Origin of the sequence: Labrenzia sp. OB1 (assembly GCF_001624695.1) — a bacterium.
Lineage (GTDB): Bacteria > Pseudomonadota > Alphaproteobacteria > Rhizobiales > Stappiaceae > Roseibium.
This window is the reverse complement of record NZ_JSEP01000011.1, coordinates 63969-78156: the sequence shown is the minus strand read 5'-3', so window position 1 is coordinate 78156 and position 14188 is coordinate 63969. Positions and strand designations below refer to the sequence as shown.

Here is a 14188-nt window from a genome sequence, read left to right as displayed (position 1 = left end):
TCCTCCCAATACGATCAAGGAGAAAATGAGCGCCGATGAAGGGCCTTTTTACAAAGACCCTCGTGTTTCCGAAGACGTCAATCCAATCGCTCGTGTTTTTAAGTCTTTGTTCCTTAGCGATTTTTGGAGTGATCCCGCGGAAGCGCGCCGCTCTTCTTTTCCTCCCGAGCCAATGAAGGATATTACAGTTTATGAATCGTGCAACCTTGCGGTGCGTTCAAAACATCTTTTCCAATTTGGAAACAATAGTTTTGACTGTCAAAAAAATGGATAAGCCCAGCAGGCCGGTTCCGGAGCGGGCATGACCTCTTGCCGGAGCTCGGAATTCGGGTGCGGAGATCTCAACCCAGAGCGGTGAGGCCGGTCAGGTCTGCGAGAACGGCCTTCGGGGCGAGGTCCTGATATTCGTCCGGCATTCCCATCCGGTTCATCCAGACAGTGCGGAACCCGGACGCGGTCGCGCCGGCGATGTCCCAGCGGTTCGAGGACTGGAAGGAGACTTCTTCCGGATAAATGCGGAAATGGGTGGTGACCATCTCGTACACCTGCGGGTCGGTCTTGAAGGTTTTCAGCTCATCCACCGAGAAGATCTCGTCGAAAAGCTCGGTGAGTCCGGAGGCTCGGGCTGCGGCTTCCAGCATGTCGGGCGATCCGTTGGACAGAATGGCGACCTTGGCGCCGCTTGCCTTAAGGTCCGTCAGCACCTGCGGGACTTCCGGGTAGCAATCCAGTTCCCAATAGGCGCTGAGGAGTTCTTCGCGCAGGGACTTGTCGGCGGAGGGGACCAGCGCGAACGCCGTGTCCAGACCCTGCTGGGTCAGTTCCCAGAAATCCTTGTACTGGCCCATGAGCGCGCGGACCCAGGAATACTCCAGTTGCTTTTCCCGCCAGAGCGCGGAAAGCCTCTGCGCATCGGGCCCCAGTTTGGCTGCATGCTTGCGCACAGCGGCATGCACATCAAACAAGGTGCCGTATGCATCGAACACAAAAGCGGCATGTGCCATGGCCGGTACTCCAACGCGTGAATTCAAGAACCGCGGAAGAGAACAGCGTGACACCTCCCGCGTCAAGCGCGGTCGTTGCGACAATAGTCCTGGTCGCAAGAATAATGTGAGAGAGGGTCAGTTCGTCACTGCGGCGGCGGCAACGTGACCGTGCCATCGTCCTCGATGGTCCAGAAAGGATTGTGGGCAATTTCCAGAAGATGTCCGCCGGGTATCTCCACATAGGAGGAATATCCGCCCCAGAAGGCTTTCTCCGGCTGTTTCACAGGCTTGGCGCCTGCCGCGAGAGCGGTTTGGAAAGCTTCATCCACTTCTGCCTGGGAACGGGCATTCCAGGCCAAAGTGACGGCGCCGGTCGCGTTGTCTGTTACTTTTCGGCCGATTTCGGCAGCAAGAGCTGACCGGCTGTAAAGCGCGAAGACGTAGCCGGGAATCTGGAAAAACACGACCTCGGGAGACGGGGCCGCATTGACCTGCCAGCCCAGTCCCTTCTCGAAAAACCGACGGGCTTCGGCAACATCGGGGACCGCGAGTGTCGTCATTGAGATACGTTGTTCCATTGCATAAAGCCTTTGAGGAGGGCGGGTGGAACATATAGGGAACAGTGGCGCCGGGTTGTCAACAGGCCGATGCCCGATACGTCGACTCGTATTGGATACAATTCCGGGAAGATTTTGGAATAATTCTATCGCATTCTCGCCATTTTCTGCTGTTTTTTCCCTGTGAGGAAATGAATTTGGAATAAACTTGGTGAGTTTTCGGAAAATTTTGGCAAGCTCTTGACCTGACCAGACGGCAGGTGTTGTTTCGCAATGTCAAACAGATGGTCAGCGGCCTCGAAAAGGGAAGAAACATGAGCGGATGGAGCGAAACCTGGACATGGATCGACGGGACCTGGCAGGCAGGCAACCCGCCTATCATGGGACCGCGCACCCATGCTTCCTGGCTGGGCTCCAGCGTGTTCGACGGTGCAAGGTATTTCGAGGGCGTGATGCCGGATATCGACCTGCATTGCAGTCGGGTCAACGATTCCGCGCTCGCCCTTGGCATAAATCCGACCATGCAGACCGGCGAGATGGTCGAGCTGACGCGGGAAGGCTGTGCGAAATTCTCAAGCGATCAACAGATTTATGTCAAGCCGATGTACTGGAGCGAAAACGACGGGGCAGGGGTCATTGTGGGCGATCCGGAAAGCACCCGCTTCTGTCTGTGCCTCTTCGATGCGCCGATGGCCCCAAAGGATGCGTCCGTCAGCATAACGCTGTCGCCCTTCCGGCGCCCGACAATGGAGTGCATGCCCGTCAACGCCAAGGCAGGCTGTCTTTATCCCAACAATGCAAGGGCCATGATGGAGGCAAAGACCCGCGGCTTCGACAATGCCGTGGTGCGCGACATGCTCGGAAATGTGGCCGAACTGACGTCCGCCAACATTTTCATGGCCAGGGACGGCAAGGTGCATACACCTGCGCCGAACGGAACCTTTCTTGACGGGATCACACGGCAAAGGGTTATACGGCTGCTGTCATCGGCCGGTTACGAGGTGTTCGAGCGCACCATGGGTTATGACGAGTTTCTGGAAGCCGATGAGATCTTCGCGACCGGAAACTACAACAAGGTGACACCGGTCAAGCGCATCGAGGACCGACAACTGCAACCAGGACCGATCGCGGCGCGGGCCCGGGACCTCTATTGGGAGTTCTCCCACGCCTAGGGCGCGGCGTATGCGGGCACGCCGCCGAATCTCCGTACACTAACGCAGTATCAGAACGGCTGCGACGACCAGTACCGCTGCGGCGGCGAGTGAAGGTGCCTGGAATGAGCCGGTCAGGGCGTGCAGCTCACCGGCGAACCATGGCCCGACGATCTGTCCAACTCCGAAACTGGCTGTCATGACCGCAAGCATTTGACGGATTGCGGCGGGTCCTGCGGAGCTTGCCTGATGCCGCGCTTCGATGAGGCCGAGAGCCGTGATGCCCATGAAGGTTGCGCCCAGGAGCGCAGCTCCTGCAAGAAACAGGACCGGTGCGGCAGCGATCGCCGTCAGGGCGACGCCGCAGGCTTCCAGCAGGCAGGCGAGCGCGAACGCCCGTCGGGCGCCGATGCGAACCGCGATCCGGTTCCAGAGGTAGATGGAGGGCGCGGCGGACAGCCCCACGGCGAGCCAGACAAAGGGTTCGGTGGACTGCAGTGCGGGCGTCGTGCGCGCAATCACCGAGACGAAGGTCGCCGTAATCACGTAACCGAACCCGAACAGACCATAGGCAAGGATCAGGCGCAGCACGCCGCCATTCAAGTAATGTGGTCCCGGGCCGGAGGCAGGGCCGTTTTGGGCAATCGCGGAAACGGGACCAGCGGGCTCTCCTGGAACCAGCCTGGCCGCGACCATCAGAAACACAAGGGTGGCGGCACCGCTCGCCAGCCACAGGGCCTGCCAGTCCGCGCAGAGCCTGCCAAGCCCGGCAACGAGCAGCGCGGAAAACGCGATGCCGCAACCCACTCCGGCAAAATGCAATGCGGACAGGTCACCGCGCCCGCCTGCATTCAGGCGTTCCAGCACCAGCGTTGTCGAGAAAACGAGCACGAAAGCGCTGGCGGCACCGGAGGCGAAGCGAATGAGCAGAAAGACAGGCAGTGCGGTGGTTGTTGCCATGGCCGCGCTGGTCAGAGCACTGACAAGAAGGCCACCCAGGAACCAGAAGCGGACGTTTCCGGGAAGGGATCTGGAAGCCGCAGCAACAGCGCCGACAAGGTAACCGAGAAAATTCGCCGAAGCGATCAATCCCGCATCTTCCGCCGGCAGCTTCAGTCCCTCGCTCATGAAGGGCAGGATCGGCGTGTAGACAAACCGGCCGATGCCCATGGCCGCCGCCAGGGAAAACAGCCCGCCAAAGGCTAGCGCGGCCGTTGCGCGGTCTTGTGATGGCATGCAGACCTCATGGAAAGCAGGTGAGGAGTGGCGGGAAGGCCGGGCCAGCCTGGGCCAGCCTGAGCCGAAGTGGTTCGAACCTGCCATGGCTTCGTTCGAAAGTCACCGGTAAAGCGGGCCTCGGCAAGAAAGAGAAAAGAGGCCGGCCGATGATGAAATGAGGAAAACGCAAAAGCCCCGCAATGCGTCCATTGCAGGGCTTTTTGCAGGTGAGCGGTGCGACGCTCAGTTTGCGCGGCGGACCGGCTGAACGGTCGGGGCAACCAGGGTGGTGTTCGCGCGCTTGGCCTTGCGCAGCGAGCTGGACTTCAGCGATTTCACCTTTTGGGCCGGAATGACCGAAATCGCGCTGTGAATGCTGTCGCAACGATCCAGGCTCTCGTCGTAGCAACTGTTCGGATAGCCGGAGGTCTGGTCGTTGCACCAGGTAATCCAATTGTTGTAGCAGTCTCCGAGATTACTTCCGTCACTCGGACCGGCCATCGTAGACAAGGTGGTGGCGAGAAGGATGCCTCCGGAAACAACAAGTGCAATTGAATATGTATTCTTGAAAATCATATCTTTCTCCAATCAGTTTTCAGCCGCAATTGGCTATGATGAAAAAGATAAACACTCATTCGAGGCAGTGTCGTGCTGGAAATCACACTTATTGTTTTTGATGGAATATTGTTCAAATCGGTGTGATGAATCGCAATGATTGGAACTGATCACCAGCGTGCGGACTGGTGCAGGCACTGCATCTGTTCCGGTCCGCACACAACCGGCTCAGTTTCGGCCGGTTCAGCTCCATTTTCGCTCCTGTGGCAAATTAAAAAGAATTTTTTATTTTATTTTCGGGATACGCGCTTGCCGTCCACGCTCAGCAATTCTATTTTGCCGCTCGACGCAGCCTTTCGGGCTTTGGATCGGCCTGCTCTCATGTGGAACCACCTGAAAGCGGGAGCGTTGTACGATCTTGAGGTGTTGGAATCTCGCCGGGGTTTTAATCCCTCTACAGGATGCCCTCGGGGCTGCCGGTCACCGACCTTTTTGAGGAGTTTGTCATGTCTTTCGAATTGCCTGATCTGCCGTATGCATATGATGCACTGGCCCCTTACATGTCTGCCGAGACCCTTGAGTTTCACCACGACAAACACCACCAGGCGTATGTCACCAAAGGCAATGAGCTGCTTGCAGGCAGCGGCCTGGAAGGCAAGTCCCTGGAAGAGATCGTCAAGGGCAGCTACGGCAAGAACGCCGGCCTGTTCAACAATGCCGGCCAGCATTACAACCACATCCATTTCTGGAAATGGATGAAGAAGGACGGTGGCGGTTCGTCTTTGCCGGGTGCGCTTTCTTCCGCGATCGACAGCGATCTCGGCGGTTTCGACAAATTCCGTGCAGACTTCATCGCGGCCGGTATTGGCCAGTTCGGTTCCGGCTGGGCATGGCTTGCCGTCAAGAACGGCAAACTGGAAATCATGAAAACGCCGAACGGTGAAAATCCGCTGGTTCATGGTGCCGCACCGATCCTCGGCTGCGATGTCTGGGAGCATTCCTATTACATCGACTACCGCAACGCGCGTCCGAAGTATCTGGAAGCTTTCATCGACAACATGATCAACTGGGACTACGTCCTGGAAATGTACGAAGCTGCAACGAAATAAGTCGTTTTCACAGACGCTTTACAAGACCCCGGTTCGCAAGGACCGGGGTTTTTTCATGCCCGAACGCCTCACGCCAAACAATGGGCTGCGCGACTTCACGGGAGCGTGATTTTGTTCTTCATGGTCAAACGGGCTGTACTTTGCTCTGATCAAATTGTTTTCCCGAGGACGCGCGGGATGTTTGGACAGTTGGTCGGTTTTGAAGTGCAGGTGCATCCAGCGCCGTGAGACTCTTTGATCGAGAGGGAGAAAAATATGCGCATTATCCGGAACGCCATGACTTTGGGCCTTGTTGCGGGACTAGGCTTTGCAGGCGCGGTCGCTCAGGCGGCTGCCGATCCCATCCTGACACGGAAGGCGATCATGTCATCCGTCGGTGCGGCGGCCGGTCTCGGCGGCGGAATGATGAAAGGCGAAATCGCCTATACCCCGGCTGCCGGAAAAGCAGCCATCGCCACGATGAGAGCGGCGTCGCTTTCCTTCGGTTCTTTCTTTCCGGCCGGATCGGACACAGGTGACAGCGATGCTGCGGCCACGATCTGGAGCGATGCCGAAGGGTTTGCAACTGAGCTTGACAAATACTCGGCGGCTACAGCAAGCGCGGCGGCGGCATCCGGCAAGTCGGGCCCAGCCGATCTGGATGCATTCAAGGCTGCATTCGGTCCTGTGCTGGGCACTTGCAAATCCTGCCACGAGACTTACCGTAAGCAGAACTGACCGGACGCGAACCGGGAATTCATGAATCTTCGGAGAGGCCCGATGAAAAAGGCTGTGATTGCCGCTCTTCTGCTGGTCCTGGCGGGAGCGGGCATTGGCTGGGGCCTTTCCGCACCGACCCGCATGAGCGCGGAGGAAGCCGCCGCGCTGACGGAAGGCGATGCGGCGAGGGGTGAACCGGTCTTCTGGGCAGGCGGCTGTGCGTCCTGCCACGCCGCGAAGGAAGCAGATGGCGAGGACCTGCTCAAGCTGGGCGGCGGTCTGAGACTGGAAACGCCGTTCGGAGTGTTTGTCGCCCCGAATATCTCCCCGAGCGAGACTGACGGGATCGGAGCATGGTCGCTTGTCGATTTCGCCAATGCGATGACCCACGGCACGTCGCCCGGTGGCGAAAACCTGTATCCGGCGTTTCCCTACACATCCTATGCCAGAATGAGTGCGGCGGATCTGGGCGATCTTTTCGCCTTTTTGAAGTCGTTGCCGGTTGTCGAGGGAAAGGCCGCGGCGCATGAGCTCGGTTTCCCGTTCAACATCCGCCGTGGCCTGGGTCTGTGGAAACGCCTCTTTCTCGATCCGGCGCCGGTGATCGCCGAGCCGCTGAACGGGGCCGGCGTCGACCGTGCCGTGTGGGAGCGCGGCCGCTATCTTGTCGAAGGTCCCGGTCATTGCGGCGAGTGCCACACCCCGCGCGATTTTGCCGGCGGGCTCGTTCTTGCCGACTGGCTGGGCGGTGCGCCCGCGCCGACAGGTGAGGGCAAAATCCCGAACATTACACCGGTTGAGGGCGGTTTCGGCAGTTGGAGCGCCGCCGATATTGCCTATTATCTGGAAAGTGGCTTTACCCCCGAATATGATTCGGTCGGCGGCGAGATGGTTCATGTTCAGGAGAACATGGCCAGGCTTCCGGCGAGCGACAGGGAGGCAATCGCCGTCTACCTGAAAGCGATCCCGCCCATAAGTGCCGGTTCTGACTGACCGGCGATCCTCATCCGGAAACGCAGCAATGGCTCCCCTCGATCAATTCGCAATTTTTCCGGTTGAAACGGCTGAAGATCTGGACGTGGTCAAGACCCTGTTCCGGGCCTATGTTGACTGGCTGGGGATCGATCTTTCCTATCAGGGTTTCGAGGAAGAACTGGCCGGAATGCCGGGCAAATACTCCCGGCCGTCAGGTGCTCTTTTTCTGGCGAAAGATCCGGATGGCAGCAGCCTCGGCTGCGTGGGGTTGCGCCCTTTCGCCGATAATGGTGCCTGCGAGATGAAGCGGCTCTATGTGCTGCCGGCAGGGCGGGGGCGCGGTGTCGGTGGTGCGCTCATCGACCGTGTCCTCGGCACGGCGGCAGATGTCGGTTACAGCGAGATGCTTCTGGACACGCTGCCGTCGATGACGGGGGCGATCAAACTCTACAAGGCTGCGGGGTTCGATGAAATTCCGGCCTATTACGAGACGCCTATCCGCGAGACGGTCTTTTTTCGCAAAGTGTTACAGGTTCCGGACGGTAACCGGCCTCACGCTGTATAGGGGTTGCAGCGCATGAAGCGCGGAACGTCGATATAGCTGTGCATGACGGTCAGATAAGCTTGGCATTCCGACTGGGTCTTGAAGCACCCGGCTTGCGAAATCCGGTACTGGTCACCGAAGTTGTGCACCAGCCCGCTGGCGATGGCCTTCCAGCCGGAGCCGCTGAAATTCCGGCAGTCATAAGGCGTGTTGTAGGTATAGGGGATACTTTGCCTGGTCGTGCTGAACCCGGGGGCAAAGAGCAGGTCGGAAGGGGTCTGATACTGCTGGCAGGCGGCCATCCCTAGCGCGCTCGTGAGGATCGCGGCAAGGCGCAGGCCGGTCTTCAGACCACTGGCCGCTGGCAGGGAACTGCGGATTATGCGGTGCATGGCGAACTCCAGTGATCTGCGCGTCGGGAATTTGAACTCAGGCCAGTCAAACGACTGATATGCAATACCCCGGAATTGACCTGAAGACATGGTCAAAATCAAGTCACGATCCGTTTCGAACCGCGCGCCGCGAAGTCGGCAGGCGGTTTCGACGAGACTTCAGGTTTCCGGATCAGTATGTCCGTGACCCGGAGCATGTCGTGTGAAATTGAAGTCAGGAAATTGCCCGAACGCATTTGCAATGCAAACGCTGCCTTAAGCGTTTTCCTGACCCCGCTAAAACGCGACACACTTCAGTTGACCGAAATCCAGCGCAGCATCAGGAAATTGTCGGCGCGCTGGGTCAGGTCGATATTGGCTTTCGACCCCCAGAGCAGCGGCTGGATGTGCAGGGGAACATACACCACGTCGTCCCGCACAATTCCGGCAACTTCGTCCAACATTGCCTGTCGGCTTTCCGGGTCGATTTCCTGCTGGATCTGAGGCAGCAATTCATCGACGCGTGCATTGGAATACCCGCCGAAATTCCAGCTTCCGAGTTTCTTCTCGTCGTTCCTGGTCGTGACCAGAAACCGGATGGGGTGTTCGGCGTCGAAGGTGCCCGGCGACCAGCCAAGCAGATACATGTCGAAATTGTCCGACCGCAATTCCGGCCAGTAGTTGCGCACCGGCATCGCTTTCAGGGTCGCCTGCATGCCTGCCTGGGCGAGCATGGCGGTCATCGCCTTGCAGAGCGCCTCGTCATTGATATAGCGATCGTTGGGGCATGACAGGCCGAAAGAGAACCCGTCCGGATATCCGGCGTCCGCCAAAAGGGCCCTGGCGCCCTCCGGATCATATCCAAGCCGGTCGCTTGCCGATTCGCTGTAGCCCTTCATCTGTGCGCTGACCAGCTGGCTGGCGACTTCCGCATTGCCACGCATGATCTTGTCTGCAAGAGCCTCCGCATTGATGGCTTTTTGCACGGCCTGGCGGACCCTGACATCCTGAAACGGATTTTTGCCGGCCGTTTCCTTAGATGCGGTCAGCTCATCGTGCCCATGACCGAAACCCAGCATGATGACGCGGGCCTCGATACCCTGATGCAGCGTCAGGCCGTCATTGCGTCTTATACGATCGACATCCTGGACCGGCACAGGATCGATCAGGTCCACCTGACCGCTCAAGAGAGCCGCCACAGCCGTTGCCGGATTGGCGACCGGAATGAAGGTTGCCTTGGTAAGATTATGCCCGGGCTCGTCCCACCAGCCGTCATTTGCGGCCAGGACAGTCTCGACACCCGGCTCCCGCGAGACCAGCTTGAAAGGACCGGTGCCGTTGGCGTTGAGTGTCGCGTGGGTTTGCGTTTCCTTTGCCGGCAGCACGGCCCCGTTGGCTGTTGCCCAGTCCTTGTCCAGGATCATGAAATTGGCGATGGAATCGGGAAAGATCGGATTCGGAGCGTTGGTCAGAAAGTCGACCGTGTAATCATCGACGATCCTGACCTCGCTGACGGGAGCGAACCAGGAACTCACATCCGAGGCTTGTGAAGACGCGCGCTCATAGGAAAACAGCACATCTTCTGCAGTGAACTCGGCACCGTCATGAAACGTCACCCCCTCGCGCAGATGAAAGCGCCAGCCGTCGCCACCGAGTGGTTCCCAGCTTTCGGCGAGCGAGCCTTCGATCGCCATGTCCTTGTCGCGCCGGACCAGACCCTCATAGACGTTGTTCAGAAATCCGAGCACAGGTGCGGAGTTGACGGCATGCGGGTCCATTGTTTGCGGATCGGTCGGTGACGACCAGCGCAATTCGGCGGCTTCCGCAAGCGGGGCCGATGCGAACAGGGCAGCGGCAAACAGGATCTCACGGCGTGGCAGCTTCGTCATGGCTCAACCCCTCAGGCGTTTTGTTGTCTTTGATCTTGGCGAAACAACCTAAGCAATTTGAGAACAAAGGAAATACCGGACCCGATATCGGGTCCGGTCCGGGCCTCACATATGCGTGAGCAGCCTTTCGCATGAGCGATCTCCGGCGGCCGGAGCGCCCCGGAGCTCCTATGTCTTTCCCGTCACCATCAAGGCGAAAGCCTGGTTGAGGGCAACCTCCTTCAGCCTGTCGAAGCGGCCGGAGGCGCCGCCGTGTCCGGCTTCCATATTGGTCTTCAGCATCAGCAGGCTGTCGCCGGTCTTGAGCGCGCGCAGTTTCGCGACCCATTTGGCGGGTTCCCAATAGGTGACGCGCGGATCGGTGAGGCCCGCGACAGCCAGGATGGCCGGATAGTCCTGCGCGGCGACATTGTCGTAAGGGGAATAGGACGCGATGTATTCGTATGCGTCCTTGCCGGTGACCGGATTGCCCCATTCCGGCCATTCGGGAGGGGTCAGCGGCAGGGTGTCGTCCAGCATGGTGTTCAAGACGTCGACAAAGGGAACCTCGGCGAGAATGCCGCCGAACTTCTCGGGCGCGAGATTGGCGATGGCGCCCATCAGCATGCCACCCGCGGAGCCGCCCTGGGCGACGATCCTGTCATGGGTGGTGAAGTTCTCCGCCACAAGATGATCGGCCGCGGCGATGAAATCCGTGAAGGTGTTCTTCTTGGTCTCCCGGCGGCCGTCCTTGTACCAGCGGAAGCCCTTGTCCTTGCCGCCCCGGATATGGGCAATGGCATAGACGAAGCCTCGGTCCACCAGCGAAAGGCTATTGGTGTTGAAGCTTGCCGGAATGGAGATGCCATAGGAGCCGTAACCGTACAGCAGGAGCGGAGCCGAACCGTCAAGCTTTGTATCCTTGCGGTAAAGCAGGGAAATCGGCACGGTCTCGCCATCGGCTGCCGGAGCCATGAGGCGGCGGGTCACGTAATCTCCGGCCTTGTGACCGGAAGGGACTTCCTGCTCTTTTCTGAGCACCCGTTCGCGGGTGTCGACATTGTAGTCGAAGGTCTGCGAAGGGGTGGTCATGGAGGAATAGGAAAAGCGGATGGTCGCCGTGTCGAATTCGTAGCCGCCGCCGAGGCCCAGCGAATAGGCCTCCTCATCGAAGGCGATGGAATGCTCGATATTGTCCGCCAGGCGCCGGATGACGATGCGCGGCAGGCCGTCCTCGCGCTCCAGCCGGGTCATGAACGTCTTGTAGACGCAATGGGAGAGGATCAGACAGCCGGGCTTGTGCTCCACAAGGTCCGTCCAGTTTTCCTTGCCCGGATTGTCCTTCGGCGCCGTGACGATCTTGAAATCCTCAGCGTCCCCGGCATTGGTGAGGATGTAGAGCATCGCGCCATTGTCATCGACGGAATATTCGATGCCGGTCTCGCGCGGTGCGATCAGAACCGGATCCGATGTCGGCCGGTCGGCCGGGATCATCCAGACTTCGGAGGTTTCGTGGTCGTGGATGTCGATCACGATCGCCTCGCCCGACTGGGTCTTGCCGACGCTCATGAAGAAGCCGGCGTCCGGTTCCTCGTAAACCAGCACGTCTTTTGACGGATCCGTGCCGATTTCATGGCGGAACAGCCTGGAGGGCCGGTGATTGGTGTCGAGCCGGACATAGAAGACGAACTTGCTGGCTGCACAGAACACGCCGCCGCCGCCGGTATCCTCGATCAGATAGTCCATGTCCCTGCCGGTGGCGGTGTCGCGGATCTGCAGGGAATAGAATTCCGAGCCCTTGTCGTCATACGCCCATGCGAGCAGATTGTGATCCGGCGACTGGCCGGCGCCACCGAGCTTGAAATAGGATTTGCCTTCGGCTTCCCGGTCGCCATGCAGCAGCACCGTCTCCTCGCCACCGTCTCGCGGTGTGCGGAAGAAAATCGGCTGCTGGCCACCGGTTTCGAACCGCATACTGTATGCATAGGGCCCATCGGGAGACGGAACGGAACTGTCGTCCTCCTTGATGCGGCCGCGCATCTCGGCAAACAGCTGTTCCTGCAGCTCGGCTGTTGGCGCCATCCGGTCGTTCTGATAGGCGTTTTCCGCCTCCAGATAGGTACGGATGTCCGCGTCCAGAACGGAGGGGTCCCGCATGACCTCCTGCCAGTTTTCGGCGCGGAGCCAGTCGTAATCGTCCTGACGGGAAATGCCATGGGTCGTGTGGGTGAGGGGGCGCGCGTCCGCGCGCGGGGGGAAAGCATCCTGTTTCATGGTTCCGGAGGTAGGATTTTTAGGCAGTGAAGGCAAGAGGGCCGGATGCATCCCGGCGAAACGGCGCAAATCCTTCCATGACCTTTATTGACACTTTTTACGAATTCCTTCAGGCATGTGCGGATGGTTCCCGAATCCAGCATCTGGATCGGGATTAAAAGGGAACACGGTGAGGCGTAGCCAACAGGCACCAAATCCGTGACTGCCCCCGCAACTGTGAGCGGCGAGCGAACCTGAAAGTGCCACTGGGGAAACCCCGGGAAGGATCAGGCAAGCTGCGACCCGCAAGTCAGGAGACCTGCCATTTCACTTTCAACCTCAACCCGGGCGGGGTGCCCCGGAGGAGCGAGTGGCATGACAGTTCAGCATCAGTTGGCAAGGTTTGACATTCGGTTCTTTGACGCCCCGCGCAATCGCGGAGGGCGACATGAACCGGTCTCAATCGAAAAAATCAGAGCATATCACCAGTCTTCTTTCTCAAGCAGGCAGCCTTAGCGACCGTGTGGCGCGTGCCATGCGGGCGAATGGGCTCACTCAAACTCATGCAGAACAAGGCTTGCGTAATGTAATAACATTACGTAAATGTTTGAAGCACATCATGACCGGCAACGTTCAGTGGCGGGTCAAGCCCGGCACCGAAACAGCCGGGGGGCATGCGGCGCCGGTGCCGCATTCGATCGTCAACAAGGGAGAATTCCGATGAGATCGGAGCCACACCGGATTTTCGTCTGCACGTCCTGCCGGAACAAGGTGACAGGTAACCGGCCGGGCGATGAGTTGATCGGAAAGCTGAGGCGCGCGCTTCGACCGTCCGATCCGGTTGCCGACACCAATTTCGCGGTCTCGGGCGTTGCGTGCATGGCGGGGTGCGCGAGGCCTTGCGTCGTGGCGTTTCAGGCAGCCGAAAAGACGGCCTGGTTATTCGGTGACATGGACCCGGAAACGGATGTCGACGATCTGGTGGCCTTCGCAAGGCAATACCGTGACATCGGGGACGGCTGGTGTTCGTCCGGACAGCGCCCGGGCAAACTGCGCAGGACCGCGCTTGCGCGGGTTCCAGCGGCAATTGTCCCGGTTGAAACCGGCGGAAAGATTCGCCCATGACCGGCGCCCGCCTTTCCGTCAGAAATGTCAGCTGGAAGCCAGGGCGTGGTGCGCTGCTGCTTCATCCTGTCAGCTTTGACCTTACTCCGGGAGAGATACTCGGGATCGCCGGCGCCAACGGGGCGGGCAAATCGACGCTTCTGCGGTTGCTTTACCGGTTCCTTAGGCCCGTCACCGGATCCATTCAGGTGGACGGTTGTGACATCTGGCGCCAGTCGGCGCGTGAAACGGCGAGGAAAGTCGCCGCTGTCCTGCAGGAGCAGCCGACCGACTTCGCTCTCTCCGTGCGTGAAGTCGTTGCGCTGGGCCGGCGTCCCCACGGCTCGGGCTTTGCTGGCGGCGGCAAGCGAGACGACGAAATCGTATGCAATGCGCTGGAGAGAATGGGACTACTGAGGTTTTCGGATCGTTCTTTCGGCTCGTTGTCAGGTGGCGAGCGCCAGCGGGCAATGGTCGCCAGGGCGCTTGCCCAGGAACCGATATTGCTCATCCTCGACGAACCCACCAATCATCTCGACATCCGTCATCAGCTCGAAATCGTTGAGCTTATCGGCACGCTCGGCGTCACGATCGTAACAAGTCTGCATGACCTGAATCTGGCCGGCCGTGTCTGTGACCGGGTTCTCCTTCTGCACGAAGGCAGAGCCATCGCCTGTGGCCCGCCGAGAGATGTGCTGACGCCTTCTCATATCGAAACGGCCTATTCGGTTCGTGCGCGACTGGAGAACCTTGCGCCAAGCGAACTCCCGCATCTCACCTTTCACCTTTAAAAATCCG

At 59.2% G+C, this 14188-nt stretch carries 16 protein-coding genes and 1 riboswitch; of the genes, 9 read left to right on the top strand and 7 right to left on the bottom strand.

The window, feature by feature from the left end:
* Window positions 1–25: 25 nt before the first annotated feature.
* On the top strand, window positions 26–274 hold the full coding sequence (locus OA90_RS28590) for a hypothetical protein (protein ID WP_156510526.1): 249 nt from the start codon (window positions 26–28) through the stop codon (window positions 272–274).
* Between the two features lie 67 nt (window positions 275–341).
* On the opposite strand, the gene OA90_RS15930 is transcribed toward OA90_RS28590, so the two are convergent.
* Complete coding sequence (locus tag OA90_RS15930; protein WP_068413865.1) at window positions 342–1004, bottom strand: haloacid dehalogenase type II; 663 nt, start codon at window positions 1002–1004, stop codon at window positions 342–344.
* A 125-nt stretch (window positions 1005–1129) separates the two neighbouring features.
* A complete protein-coding gene (locus OA90_RS15925; RefSeq protein WP_068413862.1) occupies window positions 1130–1564 on the bottom strand; it encodes a VOC family protein in 435 nt (144 codons plus the stop codon).
* A 293-nt stretch (window positions 1565–1857) separates the two neighbouring features.
* Here OA90_RS15925 and OA90_RS15920 point away from each other — a divergent pair, with 293 nt between their 5' ends.
* The gene (locus OA90_RS15920) at window positions 1858–2715 is read left to right on the top strand and encodes a branched-chain amino acid aminotransferase (RefSeq protein WP_068414132.1); all 858 of its coding nucleotides are present in this window, start codon (window positions 1858–1860) and stop codon (window positions 2713–2715) included.
* A 39-nt stretch (window positions 2716–2754) separates the two neighbouring features.
* On the opposite strand, the gene OA90_RS15915 is transcribed toward OA90_RS15920, so the two are convergent.
* Together OA90_RS15915 and OA90_RS15910 are read right to left on the bottom strand one after the other, a co-directional pair.
* A complete protein-coding gene (locus OA90_RS15915; RefSeq protein ID WP_068413859.1) occupies window positions 2755–3930 on the bottom strand; it encodes a YbfB/YjiJ family MFS transporter in 1176 nt (391 codons plus the stop codon).
* 225 nt (window positions 3931–4155) lie between these two features.
* A complete protein-coding gene (locus OA90_RS15910) occupies window positions 4156–4488 on the bottom strand; it encodes a hypothetical protein (protein ID WP_068413857.1) in 333 nt (110 codons plus the stop codon).
* Between the two features lie 485 nt (window positions 4489–4973).
* On the opposite strand from OA90_RS15910, the gene OA90_RS15905 reads away from it, so the two are divergent.
* The 4 genes from OA90_RS15905 to OA90_RS15890 all read left to right on the top strand — a co-directional run bounded on the left by OA90_RS15905 (window position 4974) and on the right by OA90_RS15890 (window position 7815).
* Entirely contained in the window at window positions 4974–5576 is a 603-nt protein-coding gene (locus OA90_RS15905; RefSeq protein ID WP_068414129.1) for a superoxide dismutase, read from the top strand.
* A gap of 255 nt (window positions 5577–5831) precedes the next feature.
* Complete coding sequence (locus tag OA90_RS15900; RefSeq protein WP_082837086.1) at window positions 5832–6293, top strand: cytochrome c; 462 nt, start codon at window positions 5832–5834, stop codon at window positions 6291–6293.
* 42 nt (window positions 6294–6335) lie between these two features.
* Window positions 6336–7268 carry a cytochrome c gene (locus OA90_RS15895; RefSeq protein ID WP_068413853.1) on the top strand — a complete coding sequence of 311 codons (933 nt, stop codon included), beginning with the start codon at window positions 6336–6338 and terminating at the stop codon, window positions 7266–7268.
* Between the two features lie 28 nt (window positions 7269–7296).
* The gene (locus tag OA90_RS15890) at window positions 7297–7815 is read left to right on the top strand and encodes a GNAT family N-acetyltransferase (protein ID WP_068413850.1); all 519 of its coding nucleotides are present in this window, start codon (window positions 7297–7299) and stop codon (window positions 7813–7815) included.
* On the opposite strand, the gene OA90_RS15885 is transcribed toward OA90_RS15890, so the two are convergent.
* From OA90_RS15885 to OA90_RS15875, 3 genes are all read right to left on the bottom strand, one after another.
* On the bottom strand, window positions 7803–8186 hold the full coding sequence (locus OA90_RS15885; RefSeq protein WP_156510525.1) for a hypothetical protein: 384 nt from the start codon (window positions 8184–8186) through the stop codon (window positions 7803–7805). The genes OA90_RS15890 and OA90_RS15885 overlap by 13 nt on opposite strands.
* Before the next feature lie 293 nt (window positions 8187–8479).
* On the bottom strand, window positions 8480–10054 hold the full coding sequence (locus OA90_RS15880; RefSeq protein WP_068413846.1) for an ABC transporter substrate-binding protein: 1575 nt from the start codon (window positions 10052–10054) through the stop codon (window positions 8480–8482).
* Between the two features lie 168 nt (window positions 10055–10222).
* Window positions 10223–12307 (bottom strand): S9 family peptidase, encoded by a 2085-nt coding sequence (locus tag OA90_RS15875; RefSeq protein WP_068413844.1) that lies wholly within the window; start codon window positions 12305–12307, stop codon window positions 10223–10225.
* Window positions 12308–12414: 107 nt separating this feature from the next.
* Window positions 12415–12628: riboswitch (cobalamin riboswitch) on the top strand.
* 106 nt (window positions 12629–12734) lie between these two features.
* Between OA90_RS15875 and OA90_RS28585 the strand changes: the two genes are divergently transcribed.
* The 3 genes from OA90_RS28585 to OA90_RS15865 are packed head-to-tail and all read left to right on the top strand — an operon-like array spanning window position 12735 to window position 14181.
* Complete coding sequence (locus OA90_RS28585; RefSeq protein ID WP_156510524.1) at window positions 12735–13010, top strand: hypothetical protein; 276 nt, start codon at window positions 12735–12737, stop codon at window positions 13008–13010.
* A complete protein-coding gene (locus OA90_RS15870; RefSeq protein ID WP_068413842.1) occupies window positions 13007–13411 on the top strand; it encodes a DUF1636 domain-containing protein in 405 nt (134 codons plus the stop codon). The genes OA90_RS28585 and OA90_RS15870 overlap by 4 nt, the downstream gene beginning before the upstream one ends.
* Window positions 13408–14181 carry an ABC transporter ATP-binding protein gene (locus OA90_RS15865; RefSeq protein ID WP_068413838.1) on the top strand — a complete coding sequence of 258 codons (774 nt, stop codon included), beginning with the start codon at window positions 13408–13410 and terminating at the stop codon, window positions 14179–14181. Before OA90_RS15870 ends, OA90_RS15865 begins: the two co-directional genes overlap by 4 nt.
* Window positions 14182–14188 lie beyond the last annotated feature (7 nt).

Bases quoted from the DNA above. Each gene is read 5' to 3' on its own strand.
- OA90_RS28590 (WP_156510526.1), top strand. From the start codon at position 26: ATGAGCGCCGATGAAGGGCCTTTTTACAAAGACCCTCGTGTTTCCGAA.
- OA90_RS15930 (WP_068413865.1), bottom strand. From the start codon at position 1,004: ATGGCACATGCCGCTTTTGTGTTCGATGCATACGGCACCTTGTTTGAT.
- OA90_RS15925 (WP_068413862.1), bottom strand. From the start codon at position 1,564: ATGGAACAACGTATCTCAATGACGACACTCGCGGTCCCCGATGTTGCC.
- OA90_RS15920 (WP_068414132.1), top strand. From the start codon at position 1,858: ATGAGCGGATGGAGCGAAACCTGGACATGGATCGACGGGACCTGGCAG.
- OA90_RS15915 (WP_068413859.1), bottom strand. From the start codon at position 3,930: ATGCCATCACAAGACCGCGCAACGGCCGCGCTAGCCTTTGGCGGGCTG.
- OA90_RS15910 (WP_068413857.1), bottom strand. From the start codon at position 4,488: ATGATTTTCAAGAATACATATTCAATTGCACTTGTTGTTTCCGGAGGC.
- OA90_RS15905 (WP_068414129.1), top strand. From the start codon at position 4,974: ATGTCTTTCGAATTGCCTGATCTGCCGTATGCATATGATGCACTGGCC.
- OA90_RS15900 (WP_082837086.1), top strand. From the start codon at position 5,832: ATGCGCATTATCCGGAACGCCATGACTTTGGGCCTTGTTGCGGGACTA.
- OA90_RS15895 (WP_068413853.1), top strand. From the start codon at position 6,336: ATGAAAAAGGCTGTGATTGCCGCTCTTCTGCTGGTCCTGGCGGGAGCG.
- OA90_RS15890 (WP_068413850.1), top strand. From the start codon at position 7,297: ATGGCTCCCCTCGATCAATTCGCAATTTTTCCGGTTGAAACGGCTGAA.
- OA90_RS15885 (WP_156510525.1), bottom strand. From the start codon at position 8,186: ATGCACCGCATAATCCGCAGTTCCCTGCCAGCGGCCAGTGGTCTGAAG.
- OA90_RS15880 (WP_068413846.1), bottom strand. From the start codon at position 10,054: ATGACGAAGCTGCCACGCCGTGAGATCCTGTTTGCCGCTGCCCTGTTC.
- OA90_RS15875 (WP_068413844.1), bottom strand. From the start codon at position 12,307: ATGAAACAGGATGCTTTCCCCCCGCGCGCGGACGCGCGCCCCCTCACC.
- OA90_RS28585 (WP_156510524.1), top strand. From the start codon at position 12,735: ATGAACCGGTCTCAATCGAAAAAATCAGAGCATATCACCAGTCTTCTT.
- OA90_RS15870 (WP_068413842.1), top strand. From the start codon at position 13,007: ATGAGATCGGAGCCACACCGGATTTTCGTCTGCACGTCCTGCCGGAAC.
- OA90_RS15865 (WP_068413838.1), top strand. From the start codon at position 13,408: ATGACCGGCGCCCGCCTTTCCGTCAGAAATGTCAGCTGGAAGCCAGGG.